General features: G+C 58.5%; 13 protein-coding genes. 8 read left to right on the top strand and 5 right to left on the bottom strand.

Features of this window, described 5'->3' with window-relative positions; translation table 11 throughout:
- The 8 genes from GH722_11145 (at position 1) to GH722_11110 (ending at position 8,615) form a co-directional block, all read left to right on the top strand.
- Positions 1-1,032, top strand: a complete 1,032-nt coding sequence (locus tag GH722_11145) for a hypothetical protein (protein MRG72330.1) — start codon at positions 1-3, stop codon at positions 1,030-1,032.
- Between the two features lie 9 nt (positions 1,033-1,041).
- Positions 1,042-3,048: a VWA domain-containing protein gene (locus tag GH722_11140; protein ID MRG72329.1), complete on the top strand. Its 2,007-nt coding sequence runs from the start codon at positions 1,042-1,044 to the stop codon at positions 3,046-3,048.
- The gene (locus GH722_11135) at positions 2,921-3,784 is read left to right on the top strand and encodes an ATP-binding cassette domain-containing protein (GenBank protein MRG72328.1); all 864 of its coding nucleotides are present in this window, start codon (positions 2,921-2,923) and stop codon (positions 3,782-3,784) included. Before GH722_11140 ends, GH722_11135 begins: the two co-directional genes overlap by 128 nt.
- Positions 3,785-3,787: 3 nt before the next feature.
- Positions 3,788-5,011, top strand: coding sequence for a lipoprotein ABC transporter permease (locus tag GH722_11130; GenBank protein ID MRG72327.1), 1,224 nt, complete (start codon positions 3,788-3,790; stop codon positions 5,009-5,011).
- On the top strand, positions 5,001-6,557 hold the full coding sequence (locus tag GH722_11125; GenBank protein ID MRG72326.1) for an SUMF1/EgtB/PvdO family nonheme iron enzyme: 1,557 nt from the start codon (positions 5,001-5,003) through the stop codon (positions 6,555-6,557). Before GH722_11130 ends, GH722_11125 begins: the two co-directional genes overlap by 11 nt.
- A gap of 28 nt (positions 6,558-6,585) precedes the next feature.
- Positions 6,586-7,305: a hypothetical protein gene (locus tag GH722_11120; protein ID MRG72325.1), complete on the top strand. Its 720-nt coding sequence runs from the start codon at positions 6,586-6,588 to the stop codon at positions 7,303-7,305.
- 13 nt (positions 7,306-7,318) lie between these two features.
- The gene (locus GH722_11115) at positions 7,319-7,798 is read left to right on the top strand and encodes a hypothetical protein (protein MRG72324.1); all 480 of its coding nucleotides are present in this window, start codon (positions 7,319-7,321) and stop codon (positions 7,796-7,798) included.
- A gap of 79 nt (positions 7,799-7,877) precedes the next feature.
- Positions 7,878-8,615, top strand: a complete 738-nt coding sequence (locus GH722_11110; protein ID MRG72323.1) for a hypothetical protein — start codon at positions 7,878-7,880, stop codon at positions 8,613-8,615.
- A gap of 136 nt (positions 8,616-8,751) precedes the next feature.
- Here the strand turns inward: GH722_11110 and GH722_11105 are convergent, their stop codons facing one another.
- From GH722_11105 to urtB, 5 genes are all read right to left on the bottom strand, one after another.
- Complete coding sequence (locus GH722_11105; GenBank protein MRG72322.1) at positions 8,752-10,194, bottom strand: oligosaccharide flippase family protein; 1,443 nt, start codon at positions 10,192-10,194, stop codon at positions 8,752-8,754.
- Positions 10,195-10,262: 68 nt separating this feature from the next.
- On the bottom strand, positions 10,263-10,958 hold the full coding sequence (gene urtE, locus GH722_11100) for an urea ABC transporter ATP-binding subunit UrtE (GenBank protein ID MRG72321.1): 696 nt from the start codon (positions 10,956-10,958) through the stop codon (positions 10,263-10,265).
- A 2-nt stretch (positions 10,959-10,960) separates the two neighbouring features.
- Positions 10,961-11,707 carry an urea ABC transporter ATP-binding protein UrtD gene (gene urtD, locus GH722_11095; GenBank protein ID MRG72320.1) on the bottom strand — a complete coding sequence of 249 codons (747 nt, stop codon included), beginning with the start codon at positions 11,705-11,707 and terminating at the stop codon, positions 10,961-10,963.
- Between the two features lie 2 nt (positions 11,708-11,709).
- Positions 11,710-12,864 (bottom strand): urea ABC transporter permease subunit UrtC, encoded by a 1,155-nt coding sequence (urtC, locus tag GH722_11090; protein MRG72319.1) that lies wholly within the window; start codon positions 12,862-12,864, stop codon positions 11,710-11,712.
- Positions 12,861-14,459, bottom strand: coding sequence for an urea ABC transporter permease subunit UrtB (urtB, locus tag GH722_11085; protein MRG72318.1), 1,599 nt, complete (start codon positions 14,457-14,459; stop codon positions 12,861-12,863). The genes urtC and urtB overlap by 4 nt, the downstream gene beginning before the upstream one ends.
- Positions 14,460-14,505: the final 46 nt, after the last annotated feature.

Below are 14,505 nucleotides of genomic sequence, written 5' to 3'. Positions count from 1 at the left end.
ATGCTCAGGATTCGCGCATGGCAGGACCAGAACCTTGATCCGGATGGCTGGTGCCGACTGGAAATCACTGGCGCTGATTTGTCAGCCGACGCACCCGTTGAAATCTGTTTCCGGCGCGGTGGCGAGAACCGCCCCTTCCTCGGAGAACGTGACTGGCAGGAAGATGAAGCCTGGCTCCCGCTGGAGATATCAAACCGGCAGGATGCTGTTCTGACCGGTATGGCCGGCCCGGAGATGACAGTACCGCTGAGTGCTGTAACGACAGTGGAAATCAGACTGCGGGATGCCGGAAGCGACCTGAAACCGGCCAATCGCACCCGAATTGCCTGGCCGAAAATTATCCTGCCCGGTGCCAATACAGCCGGTGAAGCAACCGACACATCGCAACCGGTTGCTCCGCCGCCGCCTCCCCCACCACCTCCGCCTCCGCCGCCTCCCCCGCCGGGTCCGATCATTGATCCGGAGGAAGAGGCACCGGCTTCAGGCGGCCGGACGAAATGGTTGATTCTGGCGGTACTTCTGCTGTTCCTGGGCGGAGCTGGTTATGCCTGGTTTGCCGGTCTGATTCCTTTTGGCGATGACATTATCGCAGACAGCGGCCCCGCCTATACACAGGATTCCATGCAGGCATTTATCGCCACCAATCCGGACGGTGCCGCAGCAACAGCCAAAGCTGCTGAATTCCTCAAGGCCGGAAAGCCCGACCTGGCATTGCTGATCTATCGTTATGCCGACCGCCGCAACGAGCCGGAAGCGGCGACCGCGATTGGCCGCATGTATGATCCGGCCAGCCACAAGCCGGAAACATCACCCTTTCCCTCACCCAGTGCTGATCAGGCCGTGACCTATTACCTGAAAGCCGCTGAAGCGGGTGATCCGGCAGGCCAGTATGCCCTCGGTCAGCTGATGATGTCCGGGGCGACCAGCGGTCCGAATGATGCCGAACAGGGTGTGGTATGGTTGCAACGTGCTGCGAAACAGGGCAATGCGGACGCCATCAACGCGCTGCAGAAACTCGGCGTCTCGAATTAGGAGCCGAAAATGAGAAGTCTTTTTTCCGGAATGGTCAGGTCGGCAATCATCGCCATCCTGATGACCACATTCACTTTTACTGCTCCGGCCACGGCACAGGACCGCAAGCCGCTGCTGATGGAAGGCAAGCAAAACCTGTTCCAGCGCGTGCTTACCCGCCCCGGAACAGAACTGCTGGAACAGCCCGGCGGCAAGGCCCTGAAGAAACTGCCGCCGCTGTCGATTTTCTATGCCTATGACCGGCTGACCAACGAAGCCGGAACCGAATTTGTCGAAGTCGGTACAAACAGCAGTGGCCGTATTTCCGGCTGGGTCCGCAAGGAGGCCACCATCGACTGGAAACAGGCGCTGGTTCTGACCTTTGCCAATCCGGCAGGCCGTGACCGCGCTTTGTTCTTCCGCGATGAAAACGCCATGCTGGATATGGTCGAAGCCGACGATCTGGCCAAGAAACTGTCTGATGTTCGCCAGACAATCGCCACCGCCGGTCTGTCACCGGAAGCCGACATCATTGCGGTTGAGCCGGAAGAATTCATCGATATCCGCAAGCAGTTCTATCTGCTGCCCATCCTGCAGGCGCGGGAAACTGCCCTGTCGTCCGGTTTCCGGGTGAAAAGTGTCGAGGTTGCTTCGGTAACGGCACAGGAAGACACAAAAGTCGCCGACACACCGCCTGCCACCCCGCAAATGAAACAGCGCGCCAATCCGAAGCTGAAGGATTTCACGGCAGCACTTGTGTTCGTTATCGACGCCTCGACCTCCATGGGTCCCTATATCGACGAGGCACGAGCCGCTGTTGCCCAGGTCTATGACCGGATCAGTTCCGCCGGACTGGCCGACAAGATGCGGTTCGGTCTGGTTGGCTACCGGGACGATCCCTCAGCCGTGCAGGGCCTTGATTACCTCTCGAAGATCTTCGTTGACCCGCAGGCGGTAAATGACCGGGAGGCATTTCTGGATCTCGCCAGCAGCCTGAAGCCGTCAGATGTCAGCACACGCACCTTCGAGGAAGACGGTTTCGCCGGGATGATGGACGCCATTGACCAGGTCAACTGGCAGGAATTTGGCGGCCGCTATATCGTGATGATTACCGATGCCAGTTCGCGCAATGCCTCGCATCGCTTTTCCTCGACGGGCCTTGGCCCGGGCGAAGTCCGCGAAAAGGCGCTGGAGAAGTTCATTGCGACTTATGTCGTGCATCTGAAAACACCGCAGGGTGCGAAGGACCACGCGAAGGCAGAGGCGCAGTACCGGACCCTCAGCAACTATCCGAATGTCGGCGAGCTGTACTATCCGGTGAATGCCGGTGATGTCGGCAACTTCCGCCAGAATGTCGATGTGCTGGCCGATGCCATTGTCGATCAGGTCGACAAAGCATCAAAAGGCACATTCGCCAAACCACAGGAAGACCCGGCCCCTGCCGCACAGGCGCCATCCCCTGCCGATGACCTGAAAGACAAGACAGCCGCCCTCGGCTATGCCATGCAACTGGTCTATCTTGGCAGCCAGAGCGGCGTTCAGGCTCCGGATATGTTGCAGGCATGGGCCATCGACCGGGATCTGGCAGACCCGACCAAGCAGGCATTACAGGTCAGGTTACTGCTGACCAAGAACCAGCTCAGTGATTTGCAGACCGCACTGCGCCAGATTGTCGATGTCGGCATCGCCACCGAGATCAGCCGTGACAAGTTTTTTGACCAGCTGAAAAGCGCCGCTGCCGTTCTGAGCCGTGACCCGACACAGGTCGGCAAAGCCGGGCAGACCAATCTTCAGGAACTCGGGCTGATGGGTGAATATCTGGAAGACCTGCCCTATCAGAGCCGTGTTCTGGCGCTCTCGGAAGAAATGTGGAACCGCTGGAGCATCGGCGAACAGGTCGCCTTCCTGGATGACCTCTCTGCAAAAGTCAGGCTCTACCAGAGCTTCCACGATGATGTCGATAACTGGGTTACACTGGATGAAGGTGCAGCCCCCGGCGATGCCGTCTATCCCGTACCTTTGTCTGCATTGCCCTGACCTGATGAACGAACATAGCGTCGGCACCTCTGACCCGACACCACATCTGATCGATATCACCGGCCTTGTCTGCCGCCGTGGCCGTGGCCCCGACGCCTTCCGGCTGCATGTTGACCGCTTTCAGGCGAAAGCCGGAGACCGCATTGCCGTGGTCGGACCAAGCGGGTCCGGCAAGAGCACCTTTCTTGATATTCTGGCTCTGACCCTTGCCCCTCAGACCGTTGAGGCCTTCCGGCTCGGCGTGATTGATGCCGGGGCACTGTGGCAGGCCGGTGACCTCGCAGAACTGGCGGCACTCCGTTCTCAGGGTATCGGCTATGTCCTTCAGACCGGTGGACTTCTGGGCTTTCTGTCTGCCCGCGAAAATGCCCGCCTGCCGCTTCGCCTGCTGGGCCAGCCGGTAACTGCGGCTGATGCACTTCTGGAAAAGCTCGGCATTGCCGGTATTGCGAACCGCAAACCGGAGAGCCTGTCGATTGGCCAGCGCCAGCGCGTCGCCATCGCCCGGGCACTGGCGCATCGCCCTCCCATCGTGCTCGCGGATGAGCCGACGGCATCACTCGACGCGACCAATGCCGCTCAGGTTATGGAACTTCTGGTGACGACTGCCGCAGAACTGGGATGTTGTGTTATTCTGGTTACCCATGACGCCGCACTGGCGGCCCAATCCGGATTCACCCCTGTCCATTGCCATACGGAAGCGGGCTCTCCGGTTGGCCGGATTGACTGGACCTGAATGATGCGTAGCGGACTTCTTTTATTCCGGCTCGCCGTTGCCGATCTGTTTCATGACCGGCTGGTCAGTCTGTGCCAGATCATCATGGCGGCCGCCGTGGTGGCCCCGCTGTTGCTGCTGTTTGCCCTGAAACATGGCATCGCCACAACCCTGCTTGATGAATTGCGGGCCAACCCGGAAACCCTGCGCATCCGCCCCGTTGGTTCTTACCGGCTGGGACAGGACTTCTTTGATGAAGTCCGGGCACTGCCGGAGACCGCTTTTCTGGTACCGACCACGCGGGCGATTGCGACACAGATCTATCTCGGACGCCTTGCGACAGACGATGACCTCCGCCCGACATTATTTGATTTCCAGATGCTGCCCTCCGGCACAGGTGACCCGCTGGGTGACGGCAAATCACTTGCTCCCTCCCGGCATGTGGTCAGCCTCAGTTCACGTGCCGCCTGGCAGTTACAGGCCAAACCCGGCGATACATTACGGGGGATTGTCGAACGCAACCGGAATGGCCGCCCTGAACCGGTAACGCTGGAACTGACCGTACTTTCCATTGTTCCCGAACATATCCACCTTTCCGCATCCGTCTTTGTTCATCCGGACCTGCTGGCAGCTGCCGAACGTTATCGCGATGGCTTTGCCGTACCCATGTTCAGCTGGGAGGGCGACAAGGAATGGAGCCCGATTGAGACCTATGCCAGCTTCAGGCTCTACGCACGGGAGCTGGAGGATGTGGAAAGCCTGTCTGCCAAGGTACGCGTACATGGCATCGAAGTGCGTACGGATGCAGACAGAATAGCCGGTATTCTGGCTCTTGACCGCAATCTCACCGCCCTGTTCATCATCGTTGGTGCTGTCGCCGCCGCCGGACTGGCCGGTGCCCTGATGGCCAGCATGGTGGCGGGCGTCGAACGTAAACGCCGGGCGCTGGCCGTGCTGGGACTGATCGGTTTCCGGCGCAATCTGCTGGCTGCTTTCCCCATGTGGCAGGCCGCACTGCTGGCCGCAGGCGGGTTTGTATTATCCCTTGGCGTCTATGCCATCGGTGCAACGGCTGTACAGCAGCATTTCGCACCGGTCTTGCGTGACGGACAGGTCGCGCTGGCTCTTGAAAGCTGGCATTTTGCTGCAGCGGGCCTGTTGACCCTGATGCTGGCCATTCCACCGGCACTGGTGACCGGTTTCCGGGCCGCCGGCACAGAACCATCGGAGGCGCTACGTGAAATCTGACGGACTCAGGCTGGCGGCCCTCGCGGCAGCCCTGTTATTCACCTCGCTGGCAACCAGCCATGCGGCGCCCGAAATCACCTGGCGTGACCGCTATTACAATCCGAAACCCTCTGAGGGCGATCTGGTCCTGCCGCTTGCCTGCGGCGGGGCAATGGTTTTCCGTCCCGTCCCTGTTCCGGCTGAAAAACTGCTGGGAGATCGCAAGCTGGTTCTGGGGGGTAATGACGACCGCTTTGCCTATGCCGAGAGCAGCCGCGCCGACCATATCGCCGGATCTTTCAATGCCGGTTCCGGCGATGGCGGACGCCTGTTTTATATCGCCAAATATGAAGTCACCGACGACCAGTATGCCGCCCTGACCAGTGAAAAATGCGGTCGGGCATCGAATATCGGACGGCTGGCCAAAACCTCTGTCAGCTGGCTCGAAGCTGTCACCTATGCCTCCCGCTATACGGAATGGCTTTACAAGAATGCGCCGGAGGCATTGCCGAAGGCAGACGGTGTCAGCGGCTTTCTGCGCCTGCCAACAGAAACTGAATGGGAATATGCCGCCCGTGGGGGCGCCGCCGTCAGCGAAAGCCAGTTCGTCGCACCACAATTCCCGATGGATGGCGAGATGGCAGCCTATGTCTGGTATGGCGCACCGGAATCATCCGATTTCAAACGCCAGTCTGTCGGACTGCTGAAACCCAATCCGCTCGATATCCACGATATTCTCGGCAATGCCGGTGAACTGGTGCTTGATCCCTATCGCCTGAACAAGGTTTCCCGGCTGCATGGGCAGACCGGCGGCGCAACCGTCCGCGGCGGTGACTATTTCACGCCCAAGGACGCAATCCGGACTGCACAGCGTCAGGAGATGACACCCTTCGACAAGGACGGTCCGAGACGGCTGGAAACCGTTGGCTTTCGTCTCGCCATCTCGGCCCCGGTCGTCACCTCAAAGGCCCGGCTTGAAGCGATTGAGGAGGAGTGGTCAAAACTGCCCTCAACCGAAAGCGCGCTGGCGGGCACAGAGCGTCTGGAAGACCCCCTGCAGGAAATGGCTGTGCTGATCGAAGCCACCCGTGACCCGGCATTCCAGGAACGGCTGAAAGACCTGCGGACCGTCATGCGGGCCAGCATCGCGACCCGTAACGAACAGCGTGATCGTGCCGCCCGTAACCTGCTGCGGTTCGGGGTCATTCTAGCCCAGCGTATTCTTGATGCAGACGGCATAAGGGATGCCAAAGACCGGGCTTTGACGGCTCTGAAACCCGCCTATCCTGCTGACGCCCCGATCCTGAAGAAATTTGCCGGTGAACTTGCTGCCGCCAGTGAAGATGTCGAAACCAACGCCCGCCATTACCGTGACACAATTGTCGAACTGATAAGGGACTATCCCCCTTCAATCATCGAGGCGCAGGGCAAGGTGTTACAGGAAGAACTCAAGGCACGTGACATGAAGGGGTTAGAACCGGTTGCGAAAACCTTCCAGGACCATGTCGACCGCTTCCGCAGAAGTGGAAAACTTCCTTCAAACGAGATAATTCGTGAGCTAAGATAACCATATCAGGTAACCGGAGCCGCAGAACATGCTGTCATATATCAGAAACAGGGGTCGCGCCGTTTCGTTGGTCTGCGCACTTTCACTCGGTGCCTGCCAGACACTTGGCTATGACGGACCGCTGACCGCGGATGAAGAACTGCTTCGCACCCAGTCCGAAGGCTTTGTCGCCGAGAACGTGGCCGGCGGTGCTGTCGCCGGTGCCGTTGTCGGCTGTCTCATCCTTACCGCCCTGTCCGTCGCGGCCAACAATAATGGCAGCGGAGCCGGTACCGCCTGCGCCATAGGTGCTGCCGGGGGCGCTGTGGTTGGTGGTGTCGACGGTTACATGAAAGCCAAGGAAGCCCAGACCAAGGCGAATGATACCGCCATGACGGCAGCCATGGCAGAAGACGTTCGTGCAGATAACGAAAAACTGGCCGAAATGGTCGAGACATCACGTCGTGTGGTCGAAAATGATCGCCGTCGCCTTGATGACATCGCCCGCAAGGTTGACTCCAAAATTCTGACGCTGGAACAGGCACGGGCAGAAGCGGCGGTTATCCGTAATAATTCGCAACAGATTGAAACCATCCTGCAGGAAGCCCGTGAGAAACGGGATACATATCAGGATGCACGCTCACGCGTCGGCGGTGGCGACACAGCCCAGCTGGATGCGGAAATCGGCCGCCTGAATGGCGAAATCAGCCAGCTTGAGACCCAGCTCAGCGCTGTGAATACCGCGCTCCGGGTCAACGGACTTGGATAAGGGAATAGCTGCAATGATCCCCGTCCTGAAACTGACTTTCATCGCTGCAGCGACCATCACACTTGTTGGCTGCACCTACATGGACACCCGCTCCAAGGTCTCCAGCGGTTATTATGACAGCCGTCTGAACGAGGAGCGGCGACGGCTGGAGAATGAGCAGGACAAGCAAACACAGCTGAAACGCGACCAGCAGCGGATCGAGGATGAACGCCTGAGTGTCGAGCGTGACCTGACCCGTTATGAAGGACAACTGGCCGCTCTCGACAGTGACCTTAAAAAGGCCAACACGGATCTCGAAGCAGCCCGGCGCAAGAACCAGCTGTCTCGGTCAGAATATGAGAAGCTCAAGTCCGATCTTGAGCAGCTTCAGTTCGAAGAAAAGGCACAACAATATTCTAAAGCCGACCCGGCAGAGAAGCAGCGCAAGCTGGAGGAACTGCAACAGCGGCGCCAGGCGCTCCAGAAAGCCATTCAGGCACTGGCCACCAGTTAGCGTGCTCCCGGGCAAAACCTATTCATGTCAGGCCATTTCCGGTCTAGGATGACAGCAGAAGTCACCGGGAATGCTGAAAATGCTGTCTTACGTCCGGATGAAATGTCGCACTCTATCGCTCGTCTCTGCCATGCTTCTTGCTGCCTGCCAGACCACCTCGACTGACAGCAGTACTCCCTATAATGGCCCCCTCTCCACCGATGAAGAGTTGTTGCGCACCCAGTCCGACGGATTTGTGACGGAGAATGTTGCGGGCGGTGCCTTTGTTTACGGTACCGTCGGATGTCTCGCGATGGGTGCTGCCTCCGCCATCTCCCGCGGGAACATCAGGGATGCACGAAGCGCCTGCCTTACCGGTCTGGTTCTGGGCGGCATTGCTGGCGGTGTCGACGGATACATGAAAGCCAAGGAGGCACAGCAAAAGGCGGACAGGATCGCCATAGCCAAAGCCATGGCCGATGACGTTCGCACCGAGAATGACAAACTCTCCGAAATGGTCATGACTTCTCGCCGGATTGTCGAGACTGACCGTCGGCGAATTGAAGATCTTGCCCGAAAGGTTGAGGCAAAGGTTCTGACACTGGAGCAGGCCCGCGCTGAAGCAGAAGTCATCCGCAGCAATTCAGAACAGATCGAAAGTATCCTGCAGGCTGCCCGTGAAAAACGGGATGGCTATGAAGAAGCCCGCAGGCGCATCAGTGGCGGTGACACCACAGAACTGGACGCAGAGATCGCCAGGCTGAATGTGGAGATCAATGAGCTGGAAAAGCAGCTCGATTCAGTCAACACAACCCTACGGGTCACCGGTCTCGGCTAGATCGTTCCGATTTAGACTGAAACTGTAACTCGGAACGATGGAACCGTGTTCCCGCCGTTGCGAAATGATGACGGATTACGATTCTGCCTGTCAGCGAAATCATCTGGAATGCCGCCATCTGACAGCATGAACGGCCTCATCCCTGTCGCAGGGAAGACGAAGGACGGACAAGCCGGACGAGCGTTGAAAAGCTGGCAATACGCAGGACCAGTCCACCGGCAAAAGCCAGAATCATCACCAGCACCGCACCCCAGAGGAGAGCGGTAATGTTGCCCGCACCGGATGGTGTCAGGCTGACCACCACGACCACCGATAACAGGGTCAGGACAATGGCCCGCGCCTGCAGCCACAAAATTGGCAGCAGGTGAAACCAGCCCCGGTTCGCCATCAGAACCGCCAGAACAATAAGCTCGCTGATGATCGTCGCAATCGCTGCCCCTTCTCCCGCATACAGGGGGATCAGATAGAGGTTAAGCAGGACATTGGCCACTGCGCCGACACCAAGCGCCCTGATACGCCAGTGATCCTGCCCCCAGGCCATCAGTGGCGCATCAAGGCAAAGCCGGAAATAAGCCAGTCCGGTCGCGCAGACCAGCAAGGTCACGATCATTTCGGCCTCGCCAAAAGCCGGGCCGAACAGCAGGGCGATCAGCGGCGAGACACAGGCAACGCCCCCCGCAACAACCATGATGCCAAACAAAAGTAATGCCTTGGCATGTAATGTCAGGGCGGACTGACGTGCCTCCGCATTGTCCCTTGTCGCGGCGAGGTGCGGCAGAAAGGCCGTGCCGATCATGGTTGCCGGCATCACCGCCAGAATGAAAATCCGTGATGCCGCACTGTACAGACCGACTTCGTGATCATCGGACAGGAAGCCCAGCATCACGATATCGGCGCTGATGAATATCGCGGTCAGAAAGGCAGCAAGAGCAACCGGCAGAGATTTTTTCAGCATCTCCCGGATAACCGGAAATTCCAGTCTTGGCCGAAAGCCGGGCTGCATTCTTGCGAACGCACATAACATGCCGATGGCCGCAATTGCCGATGCCAGCATACTGACGGCAGCCGCAACCGGCACATCTCCGGTGTCGGCAACAAACAGAAACACACCAGCCAGTATCAGCAGACTGGTTGCAATCTGGCGCCAGGCGATAGCCCCCATTCGTTGCGTCGCCTGAAACGAAAAGTCGATGGTTATCGCTGTCACAAACAGACCTGCCGCCTGTACCAGCAGGACCGTTCCCTTCAGACCTTCCGGCCCGAACAAGAAAATAACCGCAGCCAGAACCAGATAGAGCAACAGGGCAACAGAAAGGCGAAAACCGATGACATTACCGGTCATGCTGTTCAGCAGCCCCGGGTCGCGGGCAATTTCACGGACAGCGTGACGGTCGACCCCCGGATTGACCACAAGGCCAAGATATCCCAGCAGGGCGATTCCCCATCCCAGAACGCCAAACCCCTCGGGCAGCAGCACCCGGGCCAGATAGGCGGTCGACAGCAACCCGGCAATATTCGACACCATCTGCGCTATCATCAGGGCAGAGAAGTTGCGAAAAATACGGTGGCCGTCAGTCATCGTGGCGCCGGAAACAATACAGGGGCGGCCAACGTGGCTGCGCCTCGCGCTGAGGTCAAGCCGGACGACTATACCGTCAGGCGCCGCCGGACATCCGCTTCATTCATCTCTGCACGGGTTCCCGACAGCACGATCTCGCCACGGTCCATGACAGCAAAGCTGTCTGCCAGGTCACGGGCAAATTCAAAATATTGCTCCACCAGCAGGATCGCCATGTCACCCCGGTCACGCAGAAAGGAAATTGCGCGACCGATATCCTTGATGATGGACGGCTGAATACCTTCCGTCGGCTCATCCAGAACCAGCAGTTTCGGGCGCATCACCATGGCGCGGCCAATCGCCAGTTGCTGCTGTTGCCCGCCGGACAGATCACCGCCCCGTCGTCCGAGCATATCTGCCAGTACAGGAAACAGCTCAAAGACTTCCTCCGGTACAAAGCGGTCCTTCCGGGGCAGCGGGGCATAGCCGGTTTCGAGATTTTCCTTTACCGTCAGCAGCGGGAAAATCTCCCGTCCCTGCGGAATGAAGGCAATGCCACGCCGGGCACGATCGAACGGCGCCAGCCCGGCAATATCCTCATTGCACCAGCTCAGGTGCCCACTCGCGACGGGATGCTGACCAACCACCGCCCGCAACAGGCTGGTCTTGCCAACCCCATTACGCCCCAGCAGACAGGTGACCTCACCGACTTCCGCCTCCAGCGAGACCCGGCGAAGGGCCTGCGCCGCCCCGTAATAGAGGTCAATATTCTCCAGCTTCAGCATGATTACCGCCCGAGATAAACTTCAATAACGCGTTCGTTTGCGCTGACCTGATCAATTGATCCTTCCGCCAGAACTGACCCTTCGTGGAGAACGGTGACCTTCACACCAAGATCGCGAACAAACTCCATGTCATGCTCAACCACCACAACCGAATGGTTCTCGCTGATCTCACGCAGCAACCGTGCGGTCTCGGCCGTTTCGGCGTCAGTCATCCCTGCCACCGGTTCGTCCACCAGCAACAATTTGGGGTCCTGCGCCAGCAGCATCCCGATCTCCAGCCACTGTTTCTGTCCGTGGCTCAGGCTGTCGCCGGAAGCCTTTCGCAGATGTGTCAGACGGATCGTCGCCAGTATTTCGTCAATCCGGTCCGTAATCTCCGATGACATCCGGGCAAACAGGGTATCGAACACCCCACGCGGCTGTTTCAGGGCGAGGAGAATATTGTCCTCGACCGTGTGGCCTTCAAAGATTGTCGGCTTCTGAAACTTCCGACCGACACCCAGCTCGGCAATATCCGCCTCATCCAGCCTGGTCAGATCAGTGCTGGCACCAAACAACACAGTGCCACTGTCCGGTCGTGTCTTGCCGGTGATGACATCCATCATCGTTGTCTTGCCCGCCCCGTTCGGCCCGATGATGGCCCGCATTTCGCCCGGACGCAGAATCAGCGACAGGTTGTTCAGGGCCTTGAAGCCATCAAAGCTGACGCTGACGCCATCAAGATACAAAAGACTGTCTTCAACGCTCATGATCAATCCGCCTCCTGACCGGCCGTCTGGTGTTTCACAGCAGCCGGGCCATCATCATCTGACTTGTCCCGGCGTCGCCGCCGTGAGGACATCAGGCCAAGGATACCTTTCGGCAGGAACAGGGTGACGACGACAAACAGCCCGCCCAGCGCAAACAGCCAGAACTCCGGTATCGCGCCGGTGAAGTATGTCTTGCCTGCATTCACCAGAACCGCGCCCAGCGCCGCTCCGACCAGTGAACCACGACCACCGACCGCAACCCAGATCACCACTTCGATGGAGTTTGCCGGTGCGAACTCGCCGGGATTGATGATGCCCACCTGCGGCACATAAAGCGCCCCGGCAACCCCGGCCATGCAGGCCGACAGGGTCCAGACAAACAGCTTGTAGCGTTCAACACGGAAGCCCAGAAAGCGCGTACGGCTTTCCGCATCCCGCACACCAACCAGCACCTTGCCGAACCGTGAGGTCACGATGGCCCGGCACAACAGATAGCCTGCCGCCAGCGCAATCGCAGAGGCCAGGAACAGGCCGACCCTTGTGCCATCGGACTGAATATCAAACCCGATGATTTCCTTGAAATCGGTCAGCCCGTTATTGCCGCCGAATCCCATGTCATTTCGGAAAAAGGACAGCAGCAACGCAAAGGTCATCGCCTGGCTGATGATCGAGAGGTAAACTCCCGTCACCCGTGACCGGAAGGCAAACCAGCCGAAGATGAAGGCCAGCAGGCCCGGTGCCACGACCACCATGACACAGGCAAACCAGAACATGTCGAAGCCATACCAGAACCATGGCAGTTCCTGATAGTTCAGGAAGACCATGAAGTCAGGCAGTACAGGATGGCCATAAACACCCCGGCTGCCGATCTGGCGCATCAGATACATGCCCATAGCGTAACCACCGAGGGCAAAGAACGCCGCATGGCCCAGCGACAGCACGCCGCAATATCCCCAGACCAGATCTACTGACAGGGCCAGCAGGGCATAGGTCAGATATTTTCCCAGCAGCGAGACAATATAGGTCGGGACATGCAGTGCTGAATCCGGCGGGAATGCCAGATTACCGACGCTGACAACAAGGGCCGCCAGAAACAGAACAGCGAGGAAGATTTTTCCCTTGGCATCCAGTCGTTCATAGAGGGCACGTGTGATCATGATTCCACCGCCCGGCCCTTCTGTGCAAACAGACCGCGGGGGCGTTTCTGAATGAACAGGATGATGAAGACGAGTACGAATATCTTGGCCAGCACCGCCCCGGCATAAGGTTCAAGAAACTTGTTGGCGATCCCCAGCGTCATGGCGCCGACCAGCGTTCCCCACAAATTCCCGACACCGCCGAACACCACGACCATGAAACTGTCGATAATGTAGGACTGTCCCAGATTTGGACTGACATTATCAATCTGGCTCAGCGCGACACCTGCGATACCGGCAATGCCCGACCCCAGGCCAAAGGTCATCGCGTCAACCCAGGGGGTGCGAATGCCCATTGAACTGGCCATCGCACGGTTCTGCGTCACGGCCCGCATCTGTAAACCGAAACTGGTCCGGCGCAGCACCAGCATCAGCAATCCCATGACGAGCAGGGAAAATACGATAATCCAGAGCCGGTTGTTCGTGATCGTCAGTTCGCCAAGCTGAAAGGCACCGGACATGAATTCAGGTGCTCCGACCTCCTGATTTGTCGGCCCGAAGATTGTGCGGACGGCCTGCTGCAAGATCAGTGAAATACCCCAGGTCGCCAGAAGAGTTTCCAGTGGCCTGCCATACAGAAACCGGATGACGCCGCGCTCAATCCCGACACCAACCGAACCGGAAACCAGGAAAGCCAGCGGCAGCGCAATCATCAGCGAATAATCGAACAAACCCGGCGCGGAGGTGCGGATGATGTCCTGCACGACGTAGGTTGTGTAAGCCCCCAGCATGACCATTTCGCCGTGCGCCATGTTGATCACACCCATGACACCGAAGGTGATGGCGAGACCAAAAGCCGCCAGCAGCAGGACCGAGCCCAGCGACAGCCCGTACCAGACATTCTGGAGTGCACCCCAGAGCTGCAATTCCTGCTCTATGCCCGCCACACCTTTATCGAGAGCTGCTTTCAGATCGCCTTCGGCACCATTCTGCGCAGCTTTCAGCAGTGAAAGCGCTTCACGGTCACCGCGATCAACCAGCACAGACACCGCGGTGATTTTTTCAGCTTCATCAGCAGGGGAATTCAGTATCGCGGCGGCCCGGGCTTCAGCCAGAAGCTGGCGGATATCATTGTCTTTCTCAGTCTCCAGCGCCTGATCAACCAGTTCGATCATACCCGCATCACGAGCCTTGAAGATCGACTCAACTGCCGTGTGACGCACTTTCGGATCCGGGGACCGCAGGGTTAGCCCGCCGAGGGCAGAGCGCAGGGCACGGCGAAGATTGTTATTAACCCGAACTTTTTTCACCGCACGCGAGCCGACATCACCGGTCTGCTCACCACTCAGCGGATCAAACAGCAGCAGGCCGTTTCCACCCCGACGGCCAATAACCACCGTACCGTCAGGCTTTGTATAGACGTCGCCATCCGACAGTGCCTGCAAAACAGGCGCGACAGCAGGATCGCCAGTTGCAGCAAGGGCATCAATTGCTTTTGCGCGATCATCAAAACTGCCCTGACCCAGTGCCTGAACACCAGCCAGCAAGTCATCGGACTGTGCATGGGACAGCACCGGCGACGCGATCAGAATGACAAGGGCAAAGACAATGCGCATCAGGTTAAGGCGCATATCAGTTCCGGAAAACAGAGGATTCGGAGTG

The organism is Alphaproteobacteria bacterium HT1-32 (genome assembly GCA_009649675.1).
Classification (GTDB): domain Bacteria; phylum Pseudomonadota; class Alphaproteobacteria; order Rhodospirillales; family HT1-32; genus HT1-32.
Note: the sequence above shows the minus strand (reverse complement) of the source record. Positions and strands in the feature narration are given on the sequence as shown.

Excerpts from the sequence above, each read along its gene's own strand:
- GH722_11105 (MRG72322.1), bottom strand. The coding sequence starts at position 10,194 with ATGACTGACGGCCACCGTATTTTTCGCAACTTCTCTGCCCTGATGATA.
- GH722_11110 (MRG72323.1), top strand. The coding sequence starts at position 7,878 with ATGCTGTCTTACGTCCGGATGAAATGTCGCACTCTATCGCTCGTCTCT.
- urtB (MRG72318.1), bottom strand. The coding sequence starts at position 14,459 with ATGCGCATTGTCTTTGCCCTTGTCATTCTGATCGCGTCGCCGGTGCTG.
- GH722_11130 (MRG72327.1), top strand. The coding sequence starts at position 3,788 with ATGCGTAGCGGACTTCTTTTATTCCGGCTCGCCGTTGCCGATCTGTTT.
- GH722_11140 (MRG72329.1), top strand. The coding sequence starts at position 1,042 with ATGAGAAGTCTTTTTTCCGGAATGGTCAGGTCGGCAATCATCGCCATC.
- GH722_11145 (MRG72330.1), top strand. The coding sequence starts at position 1 with ATGCTCAGGATTCGCGCATGGCAGGACCAGAACCTTGATCCGGATGGC.
- GH722_11115 (MRG72324.1), top strand. The coding sequence starts at position 7,319 with ATGATCCCCGTCCTGAAACTGACTTTCATCGCTGCAGCGACCATCACA.
- GH722_11135 (MRG72328.1), top strand. The coding sequence starts at position 2,921 with ATGACCTCTCTGCAAAAGTCAGGCTCTACCAGAGCTTCCACGATGATG.
- urtD (MRG72320.1), bottom strand. The coding sequence starts at position 11,707 with ATGAGCGTTGAAGACAGTCTTTTGTATCTTGATGGCGTCAGCGTCAGC.
- urtC (MRG72319.1), bottom strand. The coding sequence starts at position 12,864 with ATGATCACACGTGCCCTCTATGAACGACTGGATGCCAAGGGAAAAATC.
- urtE (MRG72321.1), bottom strand. The coding sequence starts at position 10,958 with ATGCTGAAGCTGGAGAATATTGACCTCTATTACGGGGCGGCGCAGGCC.
- GH722_11120 (MRG72325.1), top strand. The coding sequence starts at position 6,586 with ATGCTGTCATATATCAGAAACAGGGGTCGCGCCGTTTCGTTGGTCTGC.